Annotated in this window: 23 protein-coding genes and 1 other RNA gene; 20 read left to right on the plus strand and 4 right to left on the minus strand. The window is 60.7% G+C overall.

Annotated features, from left to right (window positions below; all coding sequences use genetic code 11):
• Positions 1-14: 14 nt before the first annotated feature.
• Together sspA and ABD827_RS12805 are read left to right on the plus strand one after the other, a co-directional pair.
• On the plus strand, positions 15-644 hold the full coding sequence (gene sspA / locus ABD827_RS12800; RefSeq protein ID WP_298721065.1) for a stringent starvation protein SspA: 630 nt from the start codon (positions 15-17) through the stop codon (positions 642-644).
• A gap of 11 nt (positions 645-655) precedes the next feature.
• Positions 656-1,090, plus strand: a complete 435-nt coding sequence (locus ABD827_RS12805) for a ClpXP protease specificity-enhancing factor (protein ID WP_344965251.1) — start codon at positions 656-658, stop codon at positions 1,088-1,090.
• Between the two features lie 79 nt (positions 1,091-1,169).
• Here ABD827_RS12805 and dolP read toward each other — a convergent pair whose 3' ends face one another.
• Genes dolP through ABD827_RS12825 form a run of 4 tightly spaced genes read right to left on the minus strand, consistent with a single transcriptional unit; the run spans position 1,170 to position 4,438 of the window.
• A complete protein-coding gene (gene dolP / locus ABD827_RS12810) occupies positions 1,170-1,751 on the minus strand; it encodes a division/outer membrane stress-associated lipid-binding lipoprotein (RefSeq protein WP_298721068.1) in 582 nt (193 codons plus the stop codon).
• Complete coding sequence (locus tag ABD827_RS12815) at positions 1,748-2,341, minus strand: D-sedoheptulose-7-phosphate isomerase (protein WP_298721071.1); 594 nt, start codon at positions 2,339-2,341, stop codon at positions 1,748-1,750. The genes dolP and ABD827_RS12815 overlap by 4 nt, the downstream gene beginning before the upstream one ends.
• An 8-nt stretch (positions 2,342-2,349) precedes the next feature.
• Complete coding sequence (locus ABD827_RS12820; RefSeq protein ID WP_344965128.1) at positions 2,350-2,715, minus strand: YraN family protein; 366 nt, start codon at positions 2,713-2,715, stop codon at positions 2,350-2,352.
• Entirely contained in the window at positions 2,669-4,438 is a 1,770-nt protein-coding gene (locus tag ABD827_RS12825; protein WP_344965129.1) for a penicillin-binding protein activator, read from the minus strand. The genes ABD827_RS12820 and ABD827_RS12825 overlap by 47 nt, the downstream gene beginning before the upstream one ends.
• Positions 4,439-4,572: 134 nt before the next feature.
• Between ABD827_RS12825 and rsmI the strand changes: the two genes are divergently transcribed.
• The 18 genes from rsmI to lpxC all read left to right on the plus strand — a co-directional run bounded on the left by rsmI (position 4,573) and on the right by lpxC (position 23,695).
• Positions 4,573-5,415 (plus strand): 16S rRNA (cytidine(1402)-2'-O)-methyltransferase, encoded by an 843-nt coding sequence (rsmI, locus tag ABD827_RS12830; protein ID WP_344965130.1) that lies wholly within the window; start codon positions 4,573-4,575, stop codon positions 5,413-5,415.
• Positions 5,416-5,565: 150 nt separating this feature from the next.
• Positions 5,566-5,949, plus strand: an RNA gene (rnpB, locus tag ABD827_RS12835) — RNase P RNA component class A.
• A 258-nt stretch (positions 5,950-6,207) separates the two neighbouring features.
• Positions 6,208-6,666 carry a division/cell wall cluster transcriptional repressor MraZ gene (mraZ, locus tag ABD827_RS12840; RefSeq protein WP_344965131.1) on the plus strand — a complete coding sequence of 153 codons (459 nt, stop codon included), beginning with the start codon at positions 6,208-6,210 and terminating at the stop codon, positions 6,664-6,666.
• Between the two features lies 1 nt (position 6,667).
• On the plus strand, positions 6,668-7,612 hold the full coding sequence (gene rsmH / locus ABD827_RS12845) for a 16S rRNA (cytosine(1402)-N(4))-methyltransferase RsmH (protein ID WP_298721086.1): 945 nt from the start codon (positions 6,668-6,670) through the stop codon (positions 7,610-7,612).
• Complete coding sequence (ftsL, locus tag ABD827_RS12850; RefSeq protein WP_425568001.1) at positions 7,612-7,923, plus strand: cell division protein FtsL; 312 nt, start codon at positions 7,612-7,614, stop codon at positions 7,921-7,923. The genes rsmH and ftsL overlap by 1 nt, the downstream gene beginning before the upstream one ends.
• A gap of 29 nt (positions 7,924-7,952) precedes the next feature.
• Positions 7,953-9,665 carry a penicillin-binding transpeptidase domain-containing protein gene (locus ABD827_RS12855; protein ID WP_425567999.1) on the plus strand — a complete coding sequence of 571 codons (1,713 nt, stop codon included), beginning with the start codon at positions 7,953-7,955 and terminating at the stop codon, positions 9,663-9,665.
• Positions 9,649-11,121, plus strand: coding sequence for a UDP-N-acetylmuramoyl-L-alanyl-D-glutamate--2,6-diaminopimelate ligase (gene murE, locus ABD827_RS12860; protein ID WP_344965136.1), 1,473 nt, complete (start codon positions 9,649-9,651; stop codon positions 11,119-11,121). The genes ABD827_RS12855 and murE overlap by 17 nt, the downstream gene beginning before the upstream one ends.
• Positions 11,118-12,461, plus strand: a complete 1,344-nt coding sequence (locus ABD827_RS12865) for a UDP-N-acetylmuramoyl-tripeptide--D-alanyl-D-alanine ligase (RefSeq protein WP_344965137.1) — start codon at positions 11,118-11,120, stop codon at positions 12,459-12,461. Before murE ends, ABD827_RS12865 begins: the two co-directional genes overlap by 4 nt.
• Positions 12,455-13,537, plus strand: coding sequence for a phospho-N-acetylmuramoyl-pentapeptide-transferase (gene mraY, locus ABD827_RS12870; RefSeq protein WP_344965138.1), 1,083 nt, complete (start codon positions 12,455-12,457; stop codon positions 13,535-13,537). Before ABD827_RS12865 ends, mraY begins: the two co-directional genes overlap by 7 nt.
• 4 nt (positions 13,538-13,541) lie before the next feature.
• A complete protein-coding gene (gene murD / locus ABD827_RS12875) occupies positions 13,542-14,852 on the plus strand; it encodes a UDP-N-acetylmuramoyl-L-alanine--D-glutamate ligase (RefSeq protein ID WP_344965139.1) in 1,311 nt (436 codons plus the stop codon).
• A complete protein-coding gene (ftsW, locus tag ABD827_RS12880; RefSeq protein WP_344965140.1) occupies positions 14,849-16,024 on the plus strand; it encodes a cell division protein FtsW in 1,176 nt (391 codons plus the stop codon). The genes murD and ftsW overlap by 4 nt, the downstream gene beginning before the upstream one ends.
• Entirely contained in the window at positions 16,021-17,106 is a 1,086-nt protein-coding gene (murG, locus tag ABD827_RS12885; RefSeq protein ID WP_344965141.1) for an undecaprenyldiphospho-muramoylpentapeptide beta-N-acetylglucosaminyltransferase, read from the plus strand. Before ftsW ends, murG begins: the two co-directional genes overlap by 4 nt.
• 14 nt (positions 17,107-17,120) lie before the next feature.
• Positions 17,121-18,584, plus strand: a complete 1,464-nt coding sequence (murC, locus tag ABD827_RS12890; protein WP_344965142.1) for a UDP-N-acetylmuramate--L-alanine ligase — start codon at positions 17,121-17,123, stop codon at positions 18,582-18,584.
• Positions 18,581-19,498, plus strand: coding sequence for a D-alanine--D-alanine ligase (locus ABD827_RS12895; protein ID WP_344965143.1), 918 nt, complete (start codon positions 18,581-18,583; stop codon positions 19,496-19,498). The genes murC and ABD827_RS12895 overlap by 4 nt, the downstream gene beginning before the upstream one ends.
• A 1-nt stretch (position 19,499) precedes the next feature.
• On the plus strand, positions 19,500-20,267 hold the full coding sequence (locus ABD827_RS12900; RefSeq protein WP_298721125.1) for a cell division protein FtsQ/DivIB: 768 nt from the start codon (positions 19,500-19,502) through the stop codon (positions 20,265-20,267).
• The gene (gene ftsA, locus ABD827_RS12905) at positions 20,227-21,483 is read left to right on the plus strand and encodes a cell division protein FtsA (RefSeq protein WP_298721127.1); all 1,257 of its coding nucleotides are present in this window, start codon (positions 20,227-20,229) and stop codon (positions 21,481-21,483) included. The genes ABD827_RS12900 and ftsA overlap by 41 nt, the downstream gene beginning before the upstream one ends.
• A gap of 40 nt (positions 21,484-21,523) precedes the next feature.
• A complete protein-coding gene (gene ftsZ, locus ABD827_RS12910) occupies positions 21,524-22,675 on the plus strand; it encodes a cell division protein FtsZ (RefSeq protein ID WP_425568000.1) in 1,152 nt (383 codons plus the stop codon).
• A 96-nt stretch (positions 22,676-22,771) separates the two neighbouring features.
• Positions 22,772-23,695, plus strand: a complete 924-nt coding sequence (gene lpxC / locus ABD827_RS12915; RefSeq protein ID WP_298721130.1) for a UDP-3-O-acyl-N-acetylglucosamine deacetylase — start codon at positions 22,772-22,774, stop codon at positions 23,693-23,695.
• The last annotated feature ends 47 nt before the right edge of the window (positions 23,696-23,742 follow it).

Consider the following 23,742-nt stretch of genomic DNA (forward strand, 5'->3'; position numbering starts at 1 on the left):
TTGCGGAGGATTCAATGGCAGTTGCAGCTAATAAGCGTTCCATCATGACGCTGTTTTCAGGGGCTGAAGATATTTACAGCCACCAAGTACGTATCGTCCTGGCAGAAAAAGGGGTGAGTGTCGAGATCAGCCATGTTGAACCTGACAACCTGCCCGAGGATATGCTGGAGCTGAACCCTTACGGCACCCTGCCGACTCTGGTCGACCGGGAGTTGGTGCTTTACGAATCTCATATCATCATGGAATATCTGGATGAGCGTTTTCCTCATCCGCCCCTGATGCCGGTATATCCGGTTGCTCGTGGCACCAGCCGTCTGATGATGCATCGTATACAGCAAGACTGGTACTCGCTGGTCAAGCGCATTCAGCGTAATGAAAAGGCGGACGATGCCCGCAAGGAACTGCGTGAAGCCCTGTTGGCCATAGCGCCGGTATTTGCCGAGTATCCTTACTTCATGAGCGAGGAGTTCAGCCTGGTAGATTGCTACATGGCTCCCCTGCTGTGGCGTTTGCCGTCTCTGGGTATCGAACTGTCCGGTCGTGGCGCCAAAGAGCTGAAGGGTTACATGATCCGTCTGTTCGAGCGTGATTCCTTCCAGGCTTCGCTGACCGAAGACGAGCGTGATATCGGCGGTAAGGTCTGAGTATGGATGAGATGACGCCCAGCCGGCCCTATTTGCTGCGCGCTTTCTATGACTGGCTGCTGGATAACGAACTGACGCCGCACCTGCTGGTCAATGCCGAAGTGGCTCACACCACGGTGCCGCACCAGTATGTGCAGGACGGACAGATAGTGTTGAGTATCGCCCCTCAGGCGGTGGTCGGCCTGCACATGGACAACGACGCGGTCACCTTCAGTGCCCGTTTCGGCGGCTCGCCGTTCCAGGTGTATGTACCGATGGCGGCGGTGGTGTCGATTCAGGCGCGGGAAAACGGCGCCGGCACCTTTTTCCCGCCGGAGCCGGCCTATGAGGCCTGGCTGGCCGCGGCTGACGAGGTAACGGCAGATGAAGCCGATACGCCGCCGGCACCAGAGCCCGTTGCTTCTGTACCGAAGAAAGGCAAGCCCACCCTCAGGGTGATTAAATAAAAAAACGCAGCCAACTGGCTGCGTTTTTTTATGTCTGCGTGACAGGAAGGGGAGGCATCCTCTTCACTCGTCAGGTGGTCTAAGGCGCGGCCTGCACAAATTCGAACACGGTGATCACGCGCTTCACGCCGCTGATATTACGGGTCAACTGCACCGAGATGTCGGCTTCCTTCTGGGTAACCAGGCCGATCAGAAACACCTCGCCATTTTCGGTCACCACCTTGATTTTGGTACCGTCGATATTTTTTTCTGCCAGCAGGGTGCTTTTGACCTTGGAGGTCAGCCAGGTGTCCTGACTGCGGCCCGCCAGCTCGACCGGCTTGCCGATACGCACCTCGTTGAATACTTCGGCAACCCCGGGCACTCCCCGGACGATCTCTTCCGCCTGCTGGCGATAGGCTTCGGTCGGAGTCTGGCCGATCAGCAGTGCCTTGCCGTTGGTGGTGATCAGCGCGAGCCGGCTGTCATCCCACAAGGGTTTGGTGGCGCCGAGCCGGTGCAGGGCACGCATGTCGATGGTCTGATCGCTGAGCTGGGTGCCCAGGGTTCGACGGTCGGTGGCGGAATTGACGCCGGTGCCGGCGCCGGCCAGCATGACGCCGGCACAGCCTTGCAGCAGCAGCGTTGAAGCCAGTATCAGCGTATATCCTCGTTTCATCATTCATCTTCCTGTTGAGGGAACAGCGTGCGATCGATCAGATCACACAGGCAATGCAGGGTCAGCAAGTTAACCTCGTGAATGCGCGGTGCCCGCAGTGCCGGCACCCGGATTTCCACGTCGTTGGGGCCAAGCAGGCCGGCGAGCTCGCCGCCGTCACCGCCGCTCAATGCCACTATGGTCATGTCCCGGCTGAGCGCGGCTTCGGCGGCCTTAATCAGGTTACGGCTGTTGCCGCTGGTGGAGATCACCACCAATACGTCGCCGGTCTGGCCCAGGGCGCGGATCTGGCGGGCGTAGGCCTCGTCGAAATGCTGATCGACCGCAATGGCGCTGATGCTGCTGGTATCCAGGGTCAGGCAAAGGGCGGGCAAGGCCGGGCGCTCGGTTTCGTAGCGGTTCATCAGCTCGCTGACAAACAGCTGCGCCAGGGCATTGGAGCCCCCGTTGCCACAGGCCAGTAGCTTGTTGCCGTTGAGCAGGCACATCACCATCATCTGGGCGGCGGCCAGAATATCGTCCGGCAGCGCTTCGGCGGCGGCGATTTTGGTCTGAATGCTTTCGGTAAAACTGGCTTTGATTTCTTCCTGCATGGGATTCCTTAAAAGGCGTTGGGTATCCAGTGAACATGGCTTCCTTCACAGGCGACCAAATCGAATCGACAGGACTGTTGTGATTCATTCAGTCCTTTTGATTGCATGTAACTGTGGGCGGCCCGGCGCAGGCGCTGCTGCTTGGCCGGGGTCACCGAGGCGGCGGCACCGCCGAAGAGGCTGTTTTTGCGATAACGCACCTCGACAAAAACCAGGGTGGGACCCTGGCTCATGACCAGATCGATTTCACCGAGTTTGCACTGATAGTTGCGCTCGAGCAGGCGAAGCCCCTGCTCGAGTAAATACCGTTCGGCCCGGCGTTCGAACTCATTCCCCCGGGACCGGCTGTTCGTTTCCTGACTGCCATTCGCCATCACGATACTCCATCCATTGCAGTCGGCGCTGTACCACGCCGTCTTCACCCAGACTCAGCAGGCCACTCAGAGCCGGTACCGGGGGCGCACCCTCTCGCAGCTGGGTCAGTTGCGGAATCAGAGTCAGGGCATCATAACCAAAGGCGAACAGCCGCAACCAGCTTGAGCCAACGGTGGGCCACAGGGTCTCTACTTCTTCCATCAGTTGCGGCGCTCCGCCGAACAGCCAGGGCATGTCGGCCAGTTGCAGGCCGTTCAGTTCACTCATCGGCGGCTCACCGCCGGGCACATAGCTGCGCGAGGTGACATAGGTCGGCAAGCGGGCGGCGCGGCTATCTCGAACGAAATCGAAATAGGGCAGAATAAAGCGGGTTTCGGTGGTATTGCTCACCATGAATACCGAATCGATGGGACCTGCCGGTAGCGCGACCTCGCTGCTGCCTCTGATCACGCCAGCACCCGCCACGGCCGGGTTGCCGCTATTGAGAGCACGGCGTACGTCGGACTCGATGGACTGCTGGTTATTGAAATAGGCCAATCGGGCCTGCTGGCCGCTCAGCTGTTGCCATTGGCTATTGAACTCGGCCGCGACTCGCCGACCCAGCTCGTTACCGGGAGCGAAGACCAGCGGCTGATGGTGGCCCTGCTCCCACATGTGATAAGCCGCTTCGGCCGCTTCCGCTTCCGGTGACAGCGAGAAATAATAGCGATGCGGCAGCACCGGCTGATGAGCGGGCCGGTTGAGGGCGAACACCGGCAGGGCAGGATCCAGGCTGGTCAGGGCATCGATATTTTCTTTCAGCAGCGGACCCAGAATAAAGTCGACGCCGGCCTGCTGAATGTCCTGATACAGACGGGCCATGTCCCGGCCATTGGTGTCGAAGAAGCTGAGGCGTGATGCCTGGCCCTGATGGGCGCTGAGCATGCCGTTACGAATGGCGTCGGCCTGCTCTGCCAGCTGGCCGCCAAGCGGCAATAACACGGCAATATGAGCCGGCTGGTAGGCGTCGAGGCGAGCGGCGGCTTCGGCGCTGTCGGACAGATAACGGTGTCCGGGGTGATTCGGGTAGGCCTTGCGCCAGGACTGCAACTGCCAGCGACGCTGGCCGGGTTGGGCATGGGTGTCGTTCAGAATCGCCATCAGTCGCAGCCAGCCATTGACCGCCTCACTGTTGCCGTCATTCTGAGCCTGGCGCAGGGCCAGTGGCGACGCTTGCGTCAGCAACTGATAAATACGCTCCAGGCCGGCGTTTTGCTCCTGACCAGCCAGGGTGTCATGACGTTCAATCAGCATTTTGGCGGCGTCGATCGGCTGCTGCTGCTGTTCAAACCGATTGGCTTGCAGCAACAGGTAATAGCCGGCCGCGCCGGGCGCCAGTGCCTTGGTATCCACGGCGGCCAGTCGCTGACCGGCCAGGCCGGTATTACCGGCTGCCAGGGCGGTGGCACCCTCGAGCAGGGTGAGCAACGGCCGCTGTGCCAGCGTGGCTTGCTGTCGCAGGCGCTCCAGTTGGGGCTCGGCGGCGGCCACATTGCCCTGTTGCAGCCAGGCGCGAATGGCCAGCACCCGCCAGGAAAAGGCATCCGGCTCGGGAGCTTGCTCGGCCCGGGCCAGATATTGCTCGGCACTACGGTCGGTGATGCCGAACATGTCCGGCGCCGGCTCCAACGGCGCCTTTTGCAGAGGGCCGATACCACAGGCCATCAGAACGGATGAAAGCACCAGGGTGCACAACAGTCGTGTTAGACTATTACGTTGAATTTTTGTCGCCAATCCCTTTATCCCAAGCTGTGTCATTCTGGCCCTAAGTGTAATAGGGCCATGACGGTGAAACAATTGCTTGCACAGGAGTCCCTATGAGCCAAGCGGCTGCACTTTATATTGTGCCTACCCCAATCGGCAACCTGAATGATATCAGCCAGCGTGCACTGGACACATTACAACAGGTTGATTTAATTGCCTGTGAAGATACCCGTCATACAGCGAAACTGCTATCTCATTACCAGATTAGTACCTCAACCTGGGCGCTACATGACCATAATGAGCAATATAAGTCCGAGCAGCTGGTCACACGCCTGCTGAACGGTCAGTCGGTGGCACTGGTATCGGATGCCGGAACTCCCCTGATCAGCGATCCGGGTTATCATCTGGTCAACAGCTGTCGTGACGCGGGTGTACAGGTTATTGCTCTGCCCGGCCCCTGTGCGGCGGTAACGGCATTGTCTGCTGCCGGCCTGCCCACGGATCGCTTTGCATTCGAAGGTTTTTTACCGGCGAAGGAAAAGGCGCGGCTGGACAAGATGGAAAGCCTGAAGGACGAACCTCGTACTCTGGTGTTTTACGAATCGCCCCGCCGCCTGCTCGACAGCGTGGCCGCACTGGTGGCGGTGCTGGGCGACGAACGTCGTATTGTGGTGGCGCGGGAGCTGACCAAGACCTTTGAAACCATACACAGTCTGCCCGCCGCCGAGATGCTGGTCTGGTTGCAGCAAGACAGCAATCGCAGCCGGGGGGAAATCGTGCTGATGGTCGCCGGTTACCGGCCCGCCAGCGATGATGAGCTGTCGGCCGAGGTGCTGCGTACCCTGGCCCTGCTGCGTGGCGAGCTGCCGTTGAAGAAGGCGGCGGCGCTCACCGCCGAGATCCACGGGGTCAAGAAAAACGCCCTCTATAAACACGGACTCGAGAATGGGCTTTAAGGGCTATTGGCTCTAAGAGGTTAAGGCAGGCATTGTGCATCAGATCCCGCGTTGCTGGATTTCGCGGCTAAAGAGCGCGACTACATTCGTGCACCATGCGAGTATCGGTGGGGCTGGTGTCACGTCGGTGACTGGTGTACACTCCGCCGCGGAGTTGGCCGGGTAATCGCTGCTTCGTCGTTGTGTCTTCGGGCATACGGGCGGAGGGGAGGAAAGTCCGGGCTCCACAGGGCAGGGTGCCAGGTAACGCCTGGGGGGCGCGAGCCCACGACCAGTGCAGCAGAGAGTAAACCGCCGATGGCCTTCGGGCACAGGTAAGGGTGAAAGGGTGCGGTAAGAGCGCACCGCGCGACTGGCAACAGTTCGTGGCATGGTAAACTCCACCCGGAGCAAGACCAAATAGGCCTCCTACAGGCGCGGCCCGCGCTGGAGGCGGGTAGGTTGCTGGAGCCAGTGAGCGATTGCTGGCCTAGAGGAATGATTACTAATCGAGCTTGCTCGATACAGAACCCGGCTTACAGGCCAACTCCCACTATTCTTTAAAACGCAGCTTCGGCTGCGTTTTCTGTTTAGGCTGTTCGCCGAACAGGATGCACCGCGTTATTTATTCCCCTTCTTTTGACTTTATCTCCGTTTAGACCGCCATTTATAACGCGCTTAATATTCGGTACCGGCCCGAACATCAACTTTCTCTTCTTTGCTCGCTTGAAAAGCTTGTGTCCGCTCCTTACACTTGGGCGGGGTGGGAAAAAGTGGTTTTTTGTGGAACAAAGTAGATCTTGAGGGCTTGGCATGCTGCGTGGTGCTCACGCCATCAGCCTGGACAGCAAGGGCCGGTTGGCAATACCGACACGATTTCGCGATGCGTTACGTGAAGAATGTGACGGACTACTGATCTGCACCATAGATATCAGCAATCCCTGTCTGCTGCTGTACCCCCTCGCCGAATGGGAATTGATCGAGAAAAAATTGCAGGCCCTGTCGAGCACCAATCCGGTGGAGCGGCGCCTGCAACGAGTATTACTGGGACATGCTGCGGAGTGTGAGCTGGATGCTCAGGGCCGATGTTTAATACCCGGTCCACTCAGGCAACATGCGGGACTCGAAAAAAAAATCATGCTGGTGGGGCAACTCAACAAATTCGAATTATGGGATGACACCCGCTGGCAACAACAAATCAGCGATGACTTGCTGGCGCTTCCTCGGGAAGGCTGGGAATCATCGGAACGACTGCGGGACTTCGCGCTATAACATGAGTCAACAACAGACACATATCACAGTACTGCTGCACGAAGCCGTGGACGGCTTGAAGATCAAGCCGAATGGCATCTACGTGGACGGTACCTTTGGCCGCGGCGGACATTCCCGTCATATCCTTTCCCAACTGGGTCCCGAGGGGCGCCTGTTGGCGATCGACAGGGATCCTCAAGCCATCGCCGAAGCGGGCAAGATTGACGACCCGCGTTTTCAGATACTGCACGGTCCTTTCTCCCGTCTGGCCGAGATGGTGGAAGAGCTTGGATTGACGGGGCGCATCGATGGCGTCCTGCTCGATCTGGGTGTCTCTTCGCCCCAGCTGGATCAGGCCGAACGCGGCTTCAGTTTTCAGAAAGACGGCCCGCTTGATATGCGCATGGACCCCACCAGTGGCCAGAGTGCCGCCGAGTGGCTGGCCCGTGCCGATGTGGATGATATCGCCTGGGTACTGAAGACCTTTGGTGAAGAAAAATTTGCCAAGAAAATAGCCCGCGCCATCGTGCATGACAGAGTCACCGAACCCTATACCCGCACCCGCCCCCTGGCGGAAATGATTGCCCGGGTCAGCCCCAGCCGGGAAAAAAACAAGCACGCGGCCACCCGCAGCTTTCAGGCCATTCGTATCTATATCAACAGCGAGCTGGAAGAAATCGAGCAGGCGTTGAACGGTTCCTTAAAGGTGCTGGCCACGGGCGGGCGCTTATCGGTGATCAGCTTCCATTCGCTGGAAGACCGGCTGGTCAAGCACTTCATCCGTAAACAGGAAAAGGGCCCCGAAGTTCCGCCCGGTCTGCCGTTGACCGAGGCCCAGCTGTCCGGTGGCCGCCTGTTGAAGAGTGTAGGCAAGGCGCAAAAGCCGTCGGCCGCCGAGGTGGAAGCCAATCCGCGTTCACGCAGCTCCGTGTTGCGCGTCGCCGAGCGGCTGGATACACCGGCGTGATAGCCGGGCGCATCAACCTGGCCAAAGAAATTGGCCAGGATCTGCTGCGGCACAAGTGGCAATTGCTGCTGACGCTGGTGACCCTGAGTTCGGCCCTGCTGGTGATCGTCATCACCCAGGGCACTCGCCAGCTGACCAGTGAATACAACGAATTGATGGCAGAGCAGGACCGGCTGGACATCGAATGGCGGCATTTGCTGCTGGAGCAAAGCACCCTGATGGAGCACAGCCGTATCGAGGCGCTGGCCCGTGACAAGCTGGACATGCAACGGCCGGCCCCGGCTCAGGAAAAACTGGTGACGCAACGATGAGACGGCGCAGGCAGAATAAAAAAGAACCCATGCTGACCGGTTGGCGTTTTCTGACCGTCTGCGGGGTGATCCTGTTTGCTTTTGTTGCCCTGTTTGCCCGGGCGGCCTGGATTCAGGTGGTATCTCCGGATCGGCTGCGGCTGGAAGGCGACATGCGCTCGCTGCGCACCACGGTCACCAGTACCACCCGTGGCATGATCATGGATCGTAACGGTGAAGAGCTGGCGGTGTCGGTGCCGGTACAGGCGGTATGGGCCGATCCCAAACAGGTGCACACCGAGCTGAGCCTGGAAAAAGGCCAGGCCTGGCAGGCGCTGGCCGATGTGCTGGGCGTTCCGCATGAAACCTTGATGAAACGGGTCGAAAACCCTCAGCGTCGCTTTGTCTATCTGCAGCGTCAGGTTACCCCGGCGGTGGCGGAGTATATTCGCAAGCTGCGCCTGCCCGGGGTGCACCTGCGCCCGGAAGAGCGCCGCTTCTATCCTACCGGTGAAATCAACGCCCATCTGGTGGGGTTGACCAACATCGATGGCAACGGCATCGAAGGCATAGAGCGGGGCTTCAACGAGTGGCTGACCGCCCAGGCCGGCGAGCGCCGGGTGCGCAAGGACAGAAACGGGCGGGTGATCGAGGATCTGGGCGTGGTGTCGGAAGCGCGGCAGGCCAACAATATTCAGCTGACCATCGATCAGCGTATTCAGGCGCTGGCCTACCGTTCGCTCAAGCGGGCCACCGAATATTATCGTGCCACCTCCGCGTCGCTGGTGATGATCGACGTGAAAGCCGGCGAAGTGCTGGCCATCGTCAACAGCCCCTCCTTCAATCCCAACAATCGCAGTCAGTATCAAAGCTTTCGGGCGCGCAACCGGGCGGTCACCGATACCTATGAACCCGGCTCTACCATCAAGCCGTTGATCGTGGTCAGCGCGCTGGAAAACGGCGTAGTCAACGCCGACTCCATCGTCGATACCAGCCCCGGCTGGATGCGTCTCGGCGGCAAGCGGGTAGCCGACCATCGCAACCTGGGTCCCATCAGCGTGCAAACCATACTGCAGCGCTCGTCCAATATGGGCATGGCGCGCATGGCACTGCAGGAAACGCCGGAACAGCTGCTCGATACCCTGTATCGCTTCGGTCTGGGTATCGACTCCGGCATGGGGCTGGTGGGTGAGAGCACCGGCCTGGTGCCCCAGCGTCGGCGCTGGTCCGATATTGAACGGGCCACGCTGTCGTTCGGTTACGGCCTGACCGTGACCCCGCTGCAGCTGGCCCAGTCCTATGCGGTGCTGGCCAATGGCGGCGTACGCTATCCGCTCAGTATTATCAAACGCAGCAAGCCTCCGGTAGGCGAGCAGGTGGTGCCGAAACAACATGCGGATGCGGTACTGCATATGCTGGAAAGTGTCATAGGTCCCGGCGGTACAGCGCGCAAGGCCGCCATTCCCGGTTACCGGGTGGCCGGCAAGACCGGTACCTCGCGCAAGGCCATTGCCGGCGGCTACGGCAGCGACTATGTGGGACTGTTCGCCGGCATGGCGCCGGCCAGCAATCCGCGTCTGGCCATGGTGGTGGTGATGAACGAACCTCAGGGTGACAAATACTACGGCGGCGACGTGGCGGCCCCGGTGTTTGCCGAGGTCATGAGCGGAGCCCTGCAATTATTGAATATTCGTCCGGATGGCGCGACAGAGGAACAGTTCCAGCTGGCCGGACAGGAGGAAAAACGTGTCCCTCACACTTAGAGATCTGGCGGTACCACTGGGCCTGTCAGCCCCGGCTATCGCCATTGATGCCATGACCCTCGACAGCCGGGCCGTGACGCCCGGCGCTTTGTTTGTTGCCGTTAAAGGTCATAGTGTCGACGGTCGTCAGTATATTGAATCCGCGCTGAACAAGGGCGCGGCGGCGGTGATGTTCGAGGTGGACAGCCCGGAGCAGTCCGGTCTGGATCATCGGGATCACCGCAGGCTTGGGGTGTACCGTCTGCCCGAAAGTCTGTCGCTGCTGGCCGGGCTGTTTTACGGCGAGCCGTCTACCGAACTGCAACTGATAGGCGTGACCGGCACCAATGGCAAGAGCACAGTGACCCAGCTTGTTGCCAACTGGAGCTGTCTGCTGGGCACTCGGGCCGGCATTATGGGCACCCTGGGTAACGGCCTTTATGGCCAGCTGCAGGAGGCAGTCAATACCACAGGATCGGCCCTGGAGGTTCAGCATCAGTTGGCCGAGCAAAAGCGGGCCGGTGCCCGGCGGCTGGCGATGGAGGTGTCTTCTCATGGCCTGAGTCAGCATAGAGTGGCTGCGTTGAATTTTGACGTGGCGGTGTTCACCAATCTCAGCCGGGATCATCTGGATTATCACGGCACCATGGCCGCCTACGGCGAGGCCAAACGGCAGCTGTTCGAGCAGGATCGCCAGGCGCGCATCATCAATGCCGACGACCCGCTCGGGCGGCGTTGGCTCAATCAGTATCCCGATGCCATTGCCTATGGCCTGCATGGTCGACTGGGTGATTTCAGCGGCCGCCAGCTGGTGGCGGAAACCGTTCATTTTTATGGCGACGGCTTGAAAGTGACCATTAACTCCGACTGGGGGAATGGTGTATTATCCGCCCCCCTGATGGGCCGCTTCAATGTGTCCAACCTGCTGGCGGCCATGGCCGCCCTGCTGGCGCTGGGTGAACCCTTTGAACGGCTGCTGGCCACGGCGCCGCAGCTGGCTGGCGTAGTCGGACGAATGGAACCCTTTTCCGCCCCCGGCCAGCCGCTGGTGGTGGTGGATTATGCCCATACCCCCGATGCGCTCGAGCAGGCATTGCAGGCCTTGCGCCAGCACTGCAAGGGCCGCCTGTGGTGCCTGACCGGATGCGGCGGCGACCGTGACAAGGGCAAGCGACCGCTGATGGCGGCGGCGGCAGAGGCCGGTGCCGACCGGGTGATACTGACCGACGACAACCCGCGCACCGAATCGGCCGATGCCATAGTGGCAGACATGAAGCGGGGCTTGAGCGAGCCCGATGCCGTGCAGGTGATCCACCGGCGAGCGAAGGCCATTGCTCATGCCATCGAGCAGGCGGCGGCGGAAGATATTATTTTGGTGGCCGGCAAGGGCCATGAGGATTATCAGATAGTGGGTACTGACAAAATGCATTACAGCGACCGCGAAACCGTGTCCGGCCTGTTGGGGCTGAATACATGATACCGCTCAGTCTCGAGCAGTTGGCTCAGGCCTCCGGCGGTGAACTGCGCGGTGCCGATGGCCTCATCACGGCGGTGACCACCGACAGCCGACAGCCGCTGCCCGACGGCGGCCTGTTCGTGGCCCTGAGTGGCGAACGCTTCGACGGCCATGACTTCGCCGCCGCCGCCGCACAGCAGCAGGGCGCGACCGCCCTGCTGGTAGAGCGCTGGCTGGAACTGGACGTGCCCCAGATCAGGGTGGCGGACTCCCGTTTGGCACTGGGGGTGCTCGGTGGTCTGGTGCGGGAGCTGAGCCCGGCTCGGGTGCTGGCCATTACCGGCAGCTGTGGCAAGACCACGGTCAAGGAAATGGCGGCGTCGATTCTGCGTCAAAAAGGCAAGGTGCTGGCCACCCGTGGCAACCTCAACAACGAAATCGGGGTGCCGCTGACCCTGTGCGAACTGACAGCCGATACCGAATACGCGGTGGTCGAGCTGGGTGCCAATCACATCGGCGAGATTGCCTGGACCAGCTCGCTGGTGAGGCCCCATGCGGCCCTGATCAACAACGTGGCAGCCTCTCACTTGGAAGGCTTCGGCTCACTCGACGGTGTGGCCCGGGCCAAAGGCGAAATTTACGACGGCCTGGCTGACGGCGGCGTGGCTATCGCCAATGGTGACAGCGCCTTCTGCAGCCTGTGGCGCCAGCAGCATGAGCTGGTGTATTTCGGTGAGCAGCGGGAGTATCAGGCCCGACAAGTCAGCCTCGACAAGTCCGGCTGCGCTCACTTTCGCCTGCTGACCCCTTTGGGAGAAGTCGACGTTCGTTTGCCGATACCCGGTAAACATAATGTGGCCAATGCGCTGGCCGCCGCCGCCGGTACCGAGGTGCTGGGCGCGACGCTGGAAGAGATTGCCGCCGGCCTGAGTCAGTTCGGGTCGCCTGCAGGACGACTGCAGGTCTGGACGCGACCCGGTCTGACGGTACTGGATGATACATATAACGCCAGCGTCGCCTCGGTACTGGCGGGGCTGGATACCCTGGCCAGTCTGCCCGGTTACCGGATCTTCGTGTTCGGTGACATGGCCGAGCTGGGTGAGTACAGCAAAGAGATGCATACGCAAGTCGGTGAACATGCCCGCAAGCTGGGCATAGATCGAGTCTTGACCGTGGGTCGAGACAGCAAACATACGGCGAGTGCGGCCCAGGGCCGGCACTTTGAACAGAAACAACAATTGCAGCCCGTTCTTTTCGAGGCGCTGTCACAACATAATAAGGTAGTCGTTTTGATCAAGGGCGCGCGCAGTGCCCGGATGGAAGAGATCGTCCGGGCGATTCAGGAGAGTGAGGCATGCTAGTCTGGCTGGCGGAGTGGCTGACGCCTCATTTCAGCTTTCTTAACGTTTTCTCCTATCTGACCTTCAGGGCGGTGATTTCCATTCTTACCGGCCTGGTGGTCAGCCTGTGGATAGGCCCGCGCCTGATCCGCCGGTTACAGGCGTTGCAAATCGGCCAGGTGGTACGCAACGACGGCCCCGAGTCCCATTTCAGCAAGGCCGGCACACCTACCATGGGCGGCCTGATGATACTGATCGCCATCTTCGTTTCGGTGTTGCTGTGGGCGCGGCTGGACAACCCCTATGTGTGGGTGGTGCTGTTCGTGCTGGGCGCCTTTGGTGCCATCGGCTTTGTCGATGATTATCGCAAGGTGGTGCGCAAGAACACCGACGGCCTGGTGGCGCGCTGGAAGTATTTCTGGCAATCGGCGGCGGCATTGGCGGCGGCGGTTTTTGTCTACTGGATCGCCAAGGATCCGGCCCAGACCCAGCTGGTGGTGCCTTTTTTCAAGGACGTCATGCCCCAGCTAGGCCTCTTCTTCATCGTGCTTAGCTACTTCGTCATCGTCGGCTCCAGCAACGCGGTCAACCTGACCGACGGTCTGGACGGCCTGGCCATCATGCCGACCGTCATGGTGGCAGCCGGGTTTGCCCTGGTGGCCTGGGCGACCGGCAACGTCAACTTTGCCGCTTATCTGCACATTCCCTATGTGGCCCATGCGGGCGAGCTGACCGTGGTGTGTACCGCCATGGTGGGTGCCGGGCTGGGCTTTCTCTGGTTCAATACCTTTCCGGCCCAGGTGTTCATGGGCGATGTGGGCTCTCTGGCACTGGGGGCGGCGCTGGGCGCCATCGCCGTGCTGGTGCGGCAGGAATTTCTGCTGGTGATCATGGGCGGCATCTTCGTGATCGAAACCCTGTCGGTGATCCTGCAGGTGGGCTCCTACAAGTTGCGTGGCCAGCGGATTTTTCGCATGGCCCCCATTCATCACCATTACGAGCTGAAGGGCTGGCCCGAGCCGCGGGTGATAGTGCGTTTCTGGATCATTACCCTGATGCTGGTGCTGATTGGCCTGGCCACCCTGAAGGTGAGATAAGTCGATGTTACCCGAGCGTATCCTGATTATTGGCCTGGGGCAGACCGGACTTTCCTGTCTGCGTTACTGCCTGCAACGAGGCGTCAGCCCCGTGGTGATGGATACCCGAGCCCGCCCGCCGGGCGCAGAGCGGTTGCCCGCGCAGATTGAGCGTCATTTCGGTGGCCTTGCCTTGGCGCCGATACTGGCGGCCGAGCTGATTATCGCCAGCCCCGGCGTGGCGCTGGCCACCCCCGAATTGCAGCAGGCGCTGGCCGCCGGCATCGAGGTTATCGGCGATGTCGAGCTGTTCGTGCGCGAGTGCAGCGCACCCATCGTCGCCATTACCGGCTCCAACGGCAAGAGCACCGTCACCACCCTGGTGGGCGAGATGGCGGCACAGGCGGGCATGACGGTTGGCGTGGGCGGCAATATCGGCACTCCGGCGCTGGACCTGTTGCCGCAGGAGGCGGAACCGCCGCTGGAGCTGGCGGTACTGGAGCTGTCGAGCTTTCAGCTGGAAACCACGCCCGGCCTGCGGGCGGTTGCTGCCACCGTGCTCAACATCAGCGAAGATCATCTGGATCGCTACGACTCGCTGGCCCATTACCGGGATACCAAGCTGGGAATCTATGACGGTGCCGCGCTTGCGGTATACAACCGGGAAGACGGCGAGACCCGGCCGCAGCAGGAACAGGCCGCGGTCAGTTTCGGTCTAGACTCGTTCGAGTATGGCCGCATGGAGCATGGCGGCGAGCTCTGGCTCAGTCGCTTTGGCGAGCCGGTGTTGCCGGTATCGGCACTGAAGATACTCGGCGCGCATAATCAGCTCAACGCCCTGGCGGCGATGGCGCTGGCGGACAAGGCAGGCATTGCCCCGGACGCTCAGCTCAGGGTGTTGCGTCGCTTCGCTGGTCTGGCGCACCGTTGCCAGTTTGTGGCCGAGAAAAACGGTGTGCGTTGGGTTAACGACACCAAGGCCACCAATGTCGGCGCCACCCTGGCGGCCATTGCCGGTATTGGCGAGGCGGTGACCGGGCGGCTGTGGCTGATTGCCGGCGGCCAGGGCAAGGGGCAGGACTTCGGCCCCCTGGTACCCTTGCTGAACGGTACCGTGGCCGGCATGGTCTGCTTCGGTCAGGACAGCAAGCAGTTGCTTGCGTTGGCAGACAACACCCATGAGGTGGCGACGCTGGACGAGGCGGTGACCTGGTGCAGTGAGCAGACTCAACCGGGTGACTGGGTATTGCTGGCCCCGGCCTGTGCCAGCCTGGACATGTATCCCAGCTATCAGAAGCGGGGCGAGCATTTTATCGCCCTGGTGGAGGCGCTATGAAGTGGTGGCCTTCTTTTGGCAGCGGCTGGTTGCTACGGCCCTCTCAGGGGCTGATCTACGATCGGCAACTGGTGATATTGTCGCTGTCGCTGATGGCCATCGGCCTGGTGATGGTGTCGTCGGCCTCCATTGCCGAGGGCATCAATCTGGGCGATGATCCCTTCTATTTCGTCAAGCGCCACGGCGCTTTTCTACTGATTTGCCTGATGCTGGCCAGCCTGATGCTGCAGGTGCCCATGGCGCGCTGGCAGCAATTCAACACCGGTTTTCTGGTACTGGCGATCGTGCTGCTGGTGGTGGTGCTGGTAGTGGGACGTGAAATCAACGGCAGTCAGCGCTGGTTGCCACTGGGGCCGCTGAACGTGCAGCCGGCGGAAATCGCCAAGCTGGCCCTGTTTACCTTTCTGGCCGGTTATCTGGTGCGCCGTCAGGACGAGGTGCGCGGTCAGTGGAAGGGCTTTCTCAAGCCGCTGGCGGTGATGGGCCTGATGTCGCTGTTGTTGCTGAAACAGCCGGATCTGGGATCTGTGGTGGTCTTGTTTGTCACCACCCTGGGCATGTTGTTTCTGGCCGGCGCCCGGCTCAGCCAGTTTTTGAGTCTGGTTGCGCTGGGAGCCGGCCTGCTGGTATTTCTGATCATCAGCGCCCCCTACCGTGTTCGGCGGGTGACCTCCTTTCTCAATCCCTGGGAAGATCCGTTCGGCAGCGGCTATCAACTGACCCAGTCGCTGATGGCCTTCGGCCGGGGCGGCTGGTTTGGCGAGGGGCTGGGCAATTCCATTCAGAAGCTGGAATACCTGCCCGAGGCCCATACCGACTTCGTGTTCGCCATTCTGGGCGAAGAGCTGGGCTTTACCGGCGTGCTGCTGGTACTGCTGCTGCAGGCCTGGCTGGCGTTCAAGGCGCTGCATATCGGCCAGAAGGTGTTGCTGGGCGGTCGTCAGTATGAAGGTTATCTGGCCATGGGGATCGGCATCTGGTTCAGCTTTCAAACGGTGGTCAACGTGGGCGCGGCCTCGGGCATGTTGCCCACCAAGGGCCTGACCCTGCCGCTGGTCAGCTACGGCGGTTCCAGTTTGCTGGTGATCACCACCGCCGTGTGCATTCTGGTGCGCATCGACTTCGAGTGGCGGCGGGACCATATGCAGGCACGACAGCGGGAGGTAACATGAGCGAGTCCAAAACCCTGCTGGTAATGGCCGGTGGCACCGGGGGCCATGTTTTTCCCGGTCTGGCGGTAGCGGACCGGCTGCGGGAGCAGGGCTGGAATATTCACTGGCTGGGCACCGCCGAGCGAATGGAAGCGCAGTTGGTACCGAAGCACGGCTACCCGCTGCATACCATCAATATCGCCGGTGTGCGCGGTAACGGCCTCAAACGAAAGCTGCTGGCACCGGTTCAGATCCTGAAGGCGGTATGGCAGGCGCGGCGGGTGTTGCGTCAGGTGCAGCCGCAGGTGGTACTGGGCATGGGCGGCTTTGCCGCCGGCCCCGGTGGCGTGGCGGCCAGATTGGCGGGCATTCCGCTGGTACTGCACGAGCAAAATGCCGCCGCCGGCATGACCAACCGACTGCTGGCCCGCATCGCCAGCAGAGTGTTGATGGCCTTTCCCGGTGCCTTTGCCGAGGGTGAGAACACCGCCGTGGTGGGCAACCCGGTGCGGGCCGACGTGCTGGCGCTGCCGATGCCTGCCGAGCGCATTGCGACCGAGCCTCAGCCGCTGCGGCTGCTGGTGGTGGGCGGCAGCCTGGGCGCCAGAATACTGAACCAAACCGTGCCCGAGGCGGTGGCGCTGGCCGGCAACGCAGGCAACAACATAGCGGTGCGCCATCAAACCGGCAAGGGCAACGCCGAGGCGGTGCGCCAGGCCTATCTTGCGCTGGGTATCGAGGCCGAGGTGAGCGATTTTATCGACGACATGGCGGCGGCCTACGGCGCGGCGGATCTGGTGGTCTGTCGCGCCGGCGCGCTGACGGTGTCCGAAGTGGCCGCCGCCGGTGTGGGTGCGCTGTTTGTGCCGCTGCCCCATGCGGTGGATGACCACCAGACCAAAAATGCCCGCACCCTGTCCGACAGCGGTGCGGCGGTGTTGCTGCCCCAGTCCGAACTGACGCCTCAGGGGTTGGCGGCGCAATTGAAACAACTTGGCGACAACCGGGCGCAATTGCTGGCCATGGCCAGCCGGGCCCGGTCGCTGGCGATTACCGATGCTGCAGAGCGGGTGGCCGAGTGCCTCTGCGCCGTGGCGAAATAAAACGAGAGAATGGCATGACCAAGGTTGAACTGGCAAAACTCAGAAGCATGGTACCCGAGATGAGACGGGTACGACGCATCCACTTTATCGGCATCGGTGGTGCCGGTATGGGCGGTATTGCCGAGGTGCTGGCCAACGAGGGCTATGCCATTTCCGGCTCCGATATCGCCTATAACCCGGTCACCGACCGGCTGGCGGCGATGGGCGCCACCATTTACCTGGGCCATGCGCCGGAACAGGTTGCCGACGTCAGTGTGGTGGTGGTGTCTACCGCCATCAAGGCCGATAACCCCGAGCTGGTGGCGGCCCGCGAGCTGCGTATTCCGGTGGTGCGCCGGGCCGAAATGCTGGCCGAATTGATGCGTTTTCGCCACGGGGTGGCGGTGGCCGGTACTCACGGCAAGACCACGACCACCAGCCTGGTCGCCAGCATCTATGGTGAAGCGGGCATGGATCCGACCTTTGTTATCGGTGGCCTGCTCAACGGTGCCGGCTGCAATGCCCGCCTGGGATCCAGCCGTTATCTGATCGCCGAGGCCGACGAAAGCGACGCCTCCTTCCTGCACCTGCAGCCGATGGTGTCCATTGTCACCAATATCGAAGCGGATCACATGGACACCTACGGCGGCGATTTCAGCAAGCTGGAAGGCACCTTCGTCGATTTTCTGCACAATTTGCCGTTTTATGGCCTGGCGGTGCTCTGTGTCGACGACGAGGTGGTGCGCGAGCTGATACCGCGTATCGGGCGCCAGTTTGTTACCTACGGTTTTGCCGAAGATGCGGACTACCGGATCGAGGCATTCAGCCAGCAGCGGGACCACAGCCACTTCAAGGTGTGCCGTCCCGACGGCAGCTGCCTGGACGTGCAGCTCAATCTGCCCGGTCGGCATAATGCCCAGAATGCCGCCGCCGCCATTGCCGTGGCCTGTGAAGACGGCGTGGCCGACGACGCCATACGGACGGCGCTGATGAAATTCGAGGGTGTCGGCCGTCGTTTTCAGCAATATGGCGAATTCGAGACCGGTCGCGGCCTGGCCAAGCTGGTGGATGACTACGGCCACCACCCGAGTGAAGTGCGTGCCACCCTGAATGCGGTACGCGCCGGCTGGCCCGAACGTCGCCTGGTGACCATCTATCAGCCGCATCGTTACAGCCGCACCCGGGATCTGTATGAAGATTTTGTCGACGTGCTGTCGAAAACCGATGTACTGATCCTGCTGGAAGTGTACAGTGCCGGCGAAGCAGCCATCCCCGGTGCCGACAGTCGCGCTCTGTGCCGCTCCATTCGCAGTCGAGGTCATATGGAGCCTATTTATGTGGCCACGCCCGACGAGGTGCCGCTGGTATTGGCCGAGCTGCTGCAGGATGGCGATCTGGTCCTGACCCAGGGCGCCGGCAACGTGGGGGGGCTGGCCCGCAAGCTGGGTCAGCTACAGCTATCGATTGAAGCGATGAAGCAACAGGGAGAGCAGGCATGACACAGTTCGGTAAAGTCGCGGTATTGTTCGGCGGTCACTCCGCCGAGCGGGAAGTGTCGCTGCGTTCCGGTGCGGCGGTTCTGGCCGGCCTGCAGCGGGCCGGGGTGGACGCCCACGGCATAGATACCCGCGATTATCCCCTGGCGCGGCTGAAGGAAGACGCCTTCGAGCGGGCCTTTATCGTGGTTCACGGCCGTGGTGGTGAAGACGGTACCCTGCAGGGCGCGCTGGAACACCTGGGGCTGCCCTATACCGGCTCCCGCGTGCTGGGCGCGGCACTGGCGATGGACAAGGTTCGCACCAAGCAGGTGTGGCAGGCGATGGATCTGCCCACCGCCGATTTTCGAGTCGTGCATAAAAGCAGTTTCAAGGCCGAGGATGCGGCGGCGCTGCTGGCACAGTTTGACGGCCCGGTGTTCGTCAAACCCTCGCACGAAGGTTCCAGCATCGGCATGACCAAGGCGGCCGATGCCGAGACCCTGGCCCGGGCAGTGGTTGAGGCGTTCACCTTCGACGACGAGGTGCTGATCGAGCGCTTCATCGAAGGTGACGAATATACGGTCAGCATCCTGGGGGAGCAGGCGTTGCCGGCGATCCGCTTGCGTACGACCCATGATTTTTATGACTATTCGGCCAAGTATCAGTCCGGCGATACCGAATACCTGTGCCCATGTGGCCTGAATGAGGCCGATGAGCAGGCGCTGGGTGCCTTGAGCCTGGCCGCCTTCAAGGCGGTGGCCGCCACCGGCTGGGGCCGGGTCGATCTGATGCTGGATCGTCAGGGCCGCTGGTGGCTGCTGGAGGTGAATACGGTGCCGGGCATGACCGAAACCAGTCTGGTGCCCAAGTCGGCACGGGTCGCCGGCCTGTCATTTGATGAATTGGTGGTCGCGGTACTGGAGATGGCGCGTTGATATGAGCGCCGTCGCGATCCGTACCCGGCTGGCCTTTATCGGCGGACTGAGCTTTTTTTTGGTGGTGTTGTCGGCGCTGCTGTGGGGGCTGTGGTCGTTGATGATATGGATGACGACGGCCAATCAGGTACCGGTCAACAGCCTGATGATTCAGGGCGAACATCATTACCTCAGCCGGGACCAGGTGCGAGAGTCGGTGCTGGCGTTGCCGGAAGTCGGCAACTTCTTCACCCTGGAGGTGGACCGGGTGCAGCGGCAACTGCAGTCGTTGCCCTGGGTCTATCAGGCGTCGGTGCGCAAGCAATGGCCCGATATTCTGCGGGTTTACATCGTGGAGCAACCGGTGGCGGCGCGCTGGAATCAGGACGCCATGGTGAACACCCATGGCGAGATTTTCCGGGTTCGTCACGACGACCCCGAACTGGTCTCGCTGTCGGGGCCGGATGAAGAGTCGAAGCGGGTACTGGAAGAGTATCGCAGTGTACGAACATTGTTACAGCCCAGGGGCTATCGAATAGAGCGGGTTCATCTGACCCCTCGACGTTCCTGGGAACTGACCCTGTCGGACGGGGTTACGCTGTTGCTGGGGCGCGAGGATCTTGAGGCGCGCCTGCAACGATTTATTGATGTCTATCCGGGCATTGCGGAGCGGGAGCGAGTGGCTTATCTCGATTTGCGCTACGATACCGGGCTGGCAGTGGGATGGAAGCAGGACGAAGAGACAGATAATGACAAAAAGCGCGGAACGAAATCTGATCGTCGGGCTTGATATCGGCACGGCTAAGGTCACGGCCCTGGTAGGGGAAGTGTTACCGGATGGCGATCTGAATATCATCGGGCTTGGCAGCCATTCCTCGAAGGGAATGGACAAGGGCGGCGTCAACGACCTCGAGTCGGTGGTCAAGTCGCTGAAGCGGGCGGTGGACGAAGCCGAGATGATGGCGGATTGCCAGATCACCTCCGTCTACCTGGGCTTGTCGGGCAAGCATATCGAATGCCGCAACGAAACCGGCATGGTGCCGATTTCGGACGAGGAAGTCAGCCAGGAAGACGTGGACAGCGTGATCCATACCGCCAAGTCGGTACGACTGTCCGATGAGCACCGGGTGCTGCATGTGTTGCCGCAGGAATACTCCATCGACTTTCAGGAGGGGATCAAGAATCCCATCGGGCTGTCCGGGGTGCGCATGCACGCCAAGGTACACCTGATCACCTGCCACAACGACATGGCACGCAACATCGAAAAATGCGTTGAACGTCTGGGATTACGGGTCGATCAGTTGATTTTCAGCGCTCTGGCATCGAGTTATGCGGTGTTGACCGATGATGAGAAAGAACTGGGTGTCTGCGTCGTGGATATCGGCGGTGGCACCATGGACATGGCGGTGTTTACCGGTGGCGCCCTGCGTCATACCAAGGTGATTCCCTATGCGGGCAGCACGGTCACCAGCGACATCGCCTATGCTTTTGGCACGCCTCCGCTCGATGCGGAAGCGATCAAGGTGCGTCACGGTGGCGCCTTCAGCCGGCTGGTCAGCAAGGAAGACACCATAGAAGTGCCCAGCGTGGGGGGGCGTCCGGCGCGCAGTTTGCAGCGTCAGACCCTGGCCGAGGTAATAGAGCCGCGCTACAGCGAGCTGCTTGGCATGATCAATCAGGAGCTGAGCAAGGTTCAGGGCGAACTGAAGAAAGCCGGGGTCAAGCATCAGCTGGCGGCGGGTCTGGTACTGACCGGCGGTGCCGCGCAGATAGAAGGCCTGGTGGAATGTGCCGAACAGATTTTCCAGTGTCAGGTGCGTATCGGCCAGCCGGACGGAGTAAAAGGTTTGTCGGATTACGTTGAAACACCGGTGTACTCCACCGCCGTCGGCTTGTTGCATTACGGCAAGGAGCATCAATCGATGCCTCAACAGGACTATAACAACAAATCCAGTGTCACCGGACTGCTGAAACGGATCGGTAACTGGTTGCGTGGCGAATTTTAAGCTTGGCACCCATAACCAAGAGCAAAGTGGAGAGACTCTTATGAGTAATATATTTGAATTGATGAATGATCACGAGCAGGAAGCCGTCATTAAAGTGGTGGGTGTTGGCGGCGGCGGCGGTAATGCCGTCGAGCACATGGTGCGTGAAAACCTGGAAGGGGTCGAGTTTCTGGCCATCAATACCGATGCCCAGGCGCTGCGCAACTCCAGTGCTTCCCGTACCCTGCAGGTGGGTGGCGATATCACCAAGGGACTGGGCGCCGGCGCCAACCCGGAAGTAGGCCGCGACGCGGCGCTGGAAGACAGAGACGCGATCCGTGACCTGCTGGATGGTGCCGACATGGTGTTTATCGCGGCCGGCATGGGCGGCGGCACCGGTACCGGTGCGGCTCCCGTGGTTGCGGAAGTGGCCAAGGAGCTGGGTATTCTGACCGTGGCCGTGGTCACCAAGCCGTTTGCCTTCGAAGGCAAGAAGCGGATGAACTACGCCCAGCAGGGCATCAACGAGCTGGCCAAGCACGTCGACTCCCTGATCACCATTCCCAACGACAAGTTGTTGAAAGTGCTGGGCCGGGGTATTTCCCTGCTCGACGCCTTCAAGGCCGCCAACGACGTGCTGCTGGGTGCGGTACAGGGTATCGCCGAGCTGATCACCCGTCCGGGTCTGATCAACGTCGATTTCGCCGATGTGCGTACCGTGATGCGTGAAATGGGCACCGCCATGATGGGGACCGGCCACGCCACCGGTGAAGACAGAGCCGAAGAAGCAGCCGAAAAAGCGATTTCCAGCCCGCTGCTGGAAGACGTGGATCTGGCCGGTGCCCGCGGCATCCTGGTCAACATCACCGCCGGTCTGGACATGACCATCGAAGAGTTTGAAACCGTGGGTAATGCGGTCAAGGCCTTCGCTTCCGAAAACGCCACCGTGGTGGTGGGTACGGTACTGGATCCGGACATCAGCGACGAACTGCGGGTGACCGTGGTGGCCACCGGTATCGGTGCCGAGCGCAAGCCGGACATCACCCTGGTCAAGTCCGGCTCCAGCAACCGGGACGACAACGGCATGCGTCAGGTGGAAACCCAGCGCGAAGAGCAGCCCGGCAAGCTGGCAGTCAATGGTGACGCCACCCAGGCCAAGTCCGATATGGATTACCTGGATATTCCGGCATTTTTGCGTAAGCAGGCAGACTGAGAAAGGCTCTCAATTGGCGACGGTGGATTATTGTGCTAACATATCGGACCATTTGAATTCGGTTCGAATCGGGCCTTTTTACTTGCGGGTAACCTTATGATTAGACAGCGAACGTTGAAAAATACAGTACAGGCCACCGGAATCGGCCTGCACTCCGGCCACAAGGTGCAAATGACATTTGTACCGGCGCCGGCTAACACAGGTATTGTGTTTCGTCGTACCGATCTGGACCCGCAGGTCGATATTCGGGCCGATGCCGCCCTGGTCAAGGACACCATGCTCTGCACTGCGCTGGTCAACGAGCAGGGCGTGCGGGTGTCGACCATAGAGCACCTGTCCGCCGCGTTGGCGGGGTTGGGCATCGATAACCTCGTTATCGAGGTCGATGCTCCCGAGGTGCCGGTAATGGACGGCAGTTCACACCCCTTTATCTATCTACTGCAATCCGGTGGCATTCGCGAGCTGAACGCACTCAAGCGCTTCATTCGCATCAAACAGCCGGTACGGGTAGAAGACGGCGACAAATGGGCGGAATTCCGGCCTTATCGCGGTGGCTTCAAGATGGATCTGACCATCGACTTCAAACACCCGGTGTTTGAAGGCCAGAGTCAGCATCTGGTGCTGGACTTTTCCGGTGCCGCCTTCGTCAAGGAGCTGAGCCGGGCCAGGACCTTCGGGTTTATGCGCGATATCGAATATCTGCATTCCCAGAATCTGGCACTGGGCGGCAGCCTGGAAAACGCCGTGGTACTGGATGACTACAAGGTACTGAACGACGACGGGCTGCGTTACCCCAACGAGTTCGTCAAGCACAAGATGCTGGATGCCATCGGTGATCTCTACATGTGCAACCACAGCATTCTGGGCGAGTTTTGTGCCTATAAAACCGGTCATGCCCTGAACAACACCCTGCTGCGCGCCATGCTGGCCAATACCGAAGCCTGGGAAATCGTTACCTTCGGTGAACAGGGTGCCGAGTCGCCGATTCGTTACTACGATACCGCGTTCAGCCCCGCCTGAACCCATTGAAAACACGCCGGTATCCTCTCCGCGCCGGCGTGTTTTAT

It is taken from the genome of Oceanisphaera sediminis (assembly GCF_039539745.1).
GTDB classification, from domain to species: Bacteria; Pseudomonadota; Gammaproteobacteria; order Enterobacterales; family Aeromonadaceae; genus Oceanimonas; species Oceanimonas sediminis.

What these genes read in the sequence shown, in the direction of transcription:
- ABD827_RS12820 (WP_344965128.1), bottom strand. Translation starts at nt 2,715, where the DNA reads ATGGCGAATGGCAGTCAGGAAACGAACAGCCGGTCCCGGGGGAATGAG.
- mraY (WP_344965138.1), top strand. Translation starts at nt 12,455, where the DNA reads ATGCTAGTCTGGCTGGCGGAGTGGCTGACGCCTCATTTCAGCTTTCTT.
- rsmH (WP_298721086.1), top strand. Translation starts at nt 6,668, where the DNA reads ATGAGTCAACAACAGACACATATCACAGTACTGCTGCACGAAGCCGTG.
- ABD827_RS12900 (WP_298721125.1), top strand. Translation starts at nt 19,500, where the DNA reads ATGAGCGCCGTCGCGATCCGTACCCGGCTGGCCTTTATCGGCGGACTG.
- murG (WP_344965141.1), top strand. Translation starts at nt 16,021, where the DNA reads ATGAGCGAGTCCAAAACCCTGCTGGTAATGGCCGGTGGCACCGGGGGC.
- mraZ (WP_344965131.1), top strand. Translation starts at nt 6,208, where the DNA reads ATGCTGCGTGGTGCTCACGCCATCAGCCTGGACAGCAAGGGCCGGTTG.
- ABD827_RS12805 (WP_344965251.1), top strand. Translation starts at nt 656, where the DNA reads ATGACGCCCAGCCGGCCCTATTTGCTGCGCGCTTTCTATGACTGGCTG.
- lpxC (WP_298721130.1), top strand. Translation starts at nt 22,772, where the DNA reads ATGATTAGACAGCGAACGTTGAAAAATACAGTACAGGCCACCGGAATC.
- ftsW (WP_344965140.1), top strand. Translation starts at nt 14,849, where the DNA reads ATGAAGTGGTGGCCTTCTTTTGGCAGCGGCTGGTTGCTACGGCCCTCT.
- ABD827_RS12865 (WP_344965137.1), top strand. Translation starts at nt 11,118, where the DNA reads ATGATACCGCTCAGTCTCGAGCAGTTGGCTCAGGCCTCCGGCGGTGAA.
- ABD827_RS12895 (WP_344965143.1), top strand. Translation starts at nt 18,581, where the DNA reads ATGACACAGTTCGGTAAAGTCGCGGTATTGTTCGGCGGTCACTCCGCC.
- murD (WP_344965139.1), top strand. Translation starts at nt 13,542, where the DNA reads ATGTTACCCGAGCGTATCCTGATTATTGGCCTGGGGCAGACCGGACTT.
- murC (WP_344965142.1), top strand. Translation starts at nt 17,121, where the DNA reads ATGACCAAGGTTGAACTGGCAAAACTCAGAAGCATGGTACCCGAGATG.
- rsmI (WP_344965130.1), top strand. Translation starts at nt 4,573, where the DNA reads ATGAGCCAAGCGGCTGCACTTTATATTGTGCCTACCCCAATCGGCAAC.
- ftsZ (WP_425568000.1), top strand. Translation starts at nt 21,524, where the DNA reads ATGAGTAATATATTTGAATTGATGAATGATCACGAGCAGGAAGCCGTC.
- ftsA (WP_298721127.1), top strand. Translation starts at nt 20,227, where the DNA reads ATGACAAAAAGCGCGGAACGAAATCTGATCGTCGGGCTTGATATCGGC.
- ABD827_RS12855 (WP_425567999.1), top strand. Translation starts at nt 7,953, where the DNA reads ATGCTGACCGGTTGGCGTTTTCTGACCGTCTGCGGGGTGATCCTGTTT.
- sspA (WP_298721065.1), top strand. Translation starts at nt 15, where the DNA reads ATGGCAGTTGCAGCTAATAAGCGTTCCATCATGACGCTGTTTTCAGGG.
- ABD827_RS12815 (WP_298721071.1), bottom strand. Translation starts at nt 2,341, where the DNA reads ATGCAGGAAGAAATCAAAGCCAGTTTTACCGAAAGCATTCAGACCAAA.
- dolP (WP_298721068.1), bottom strand. Translation starts at nt 1,751, where the DNA reads ATGATGAAACGAGGATATACGCTGATACTGGCTTCAACGCTGCTGCTG.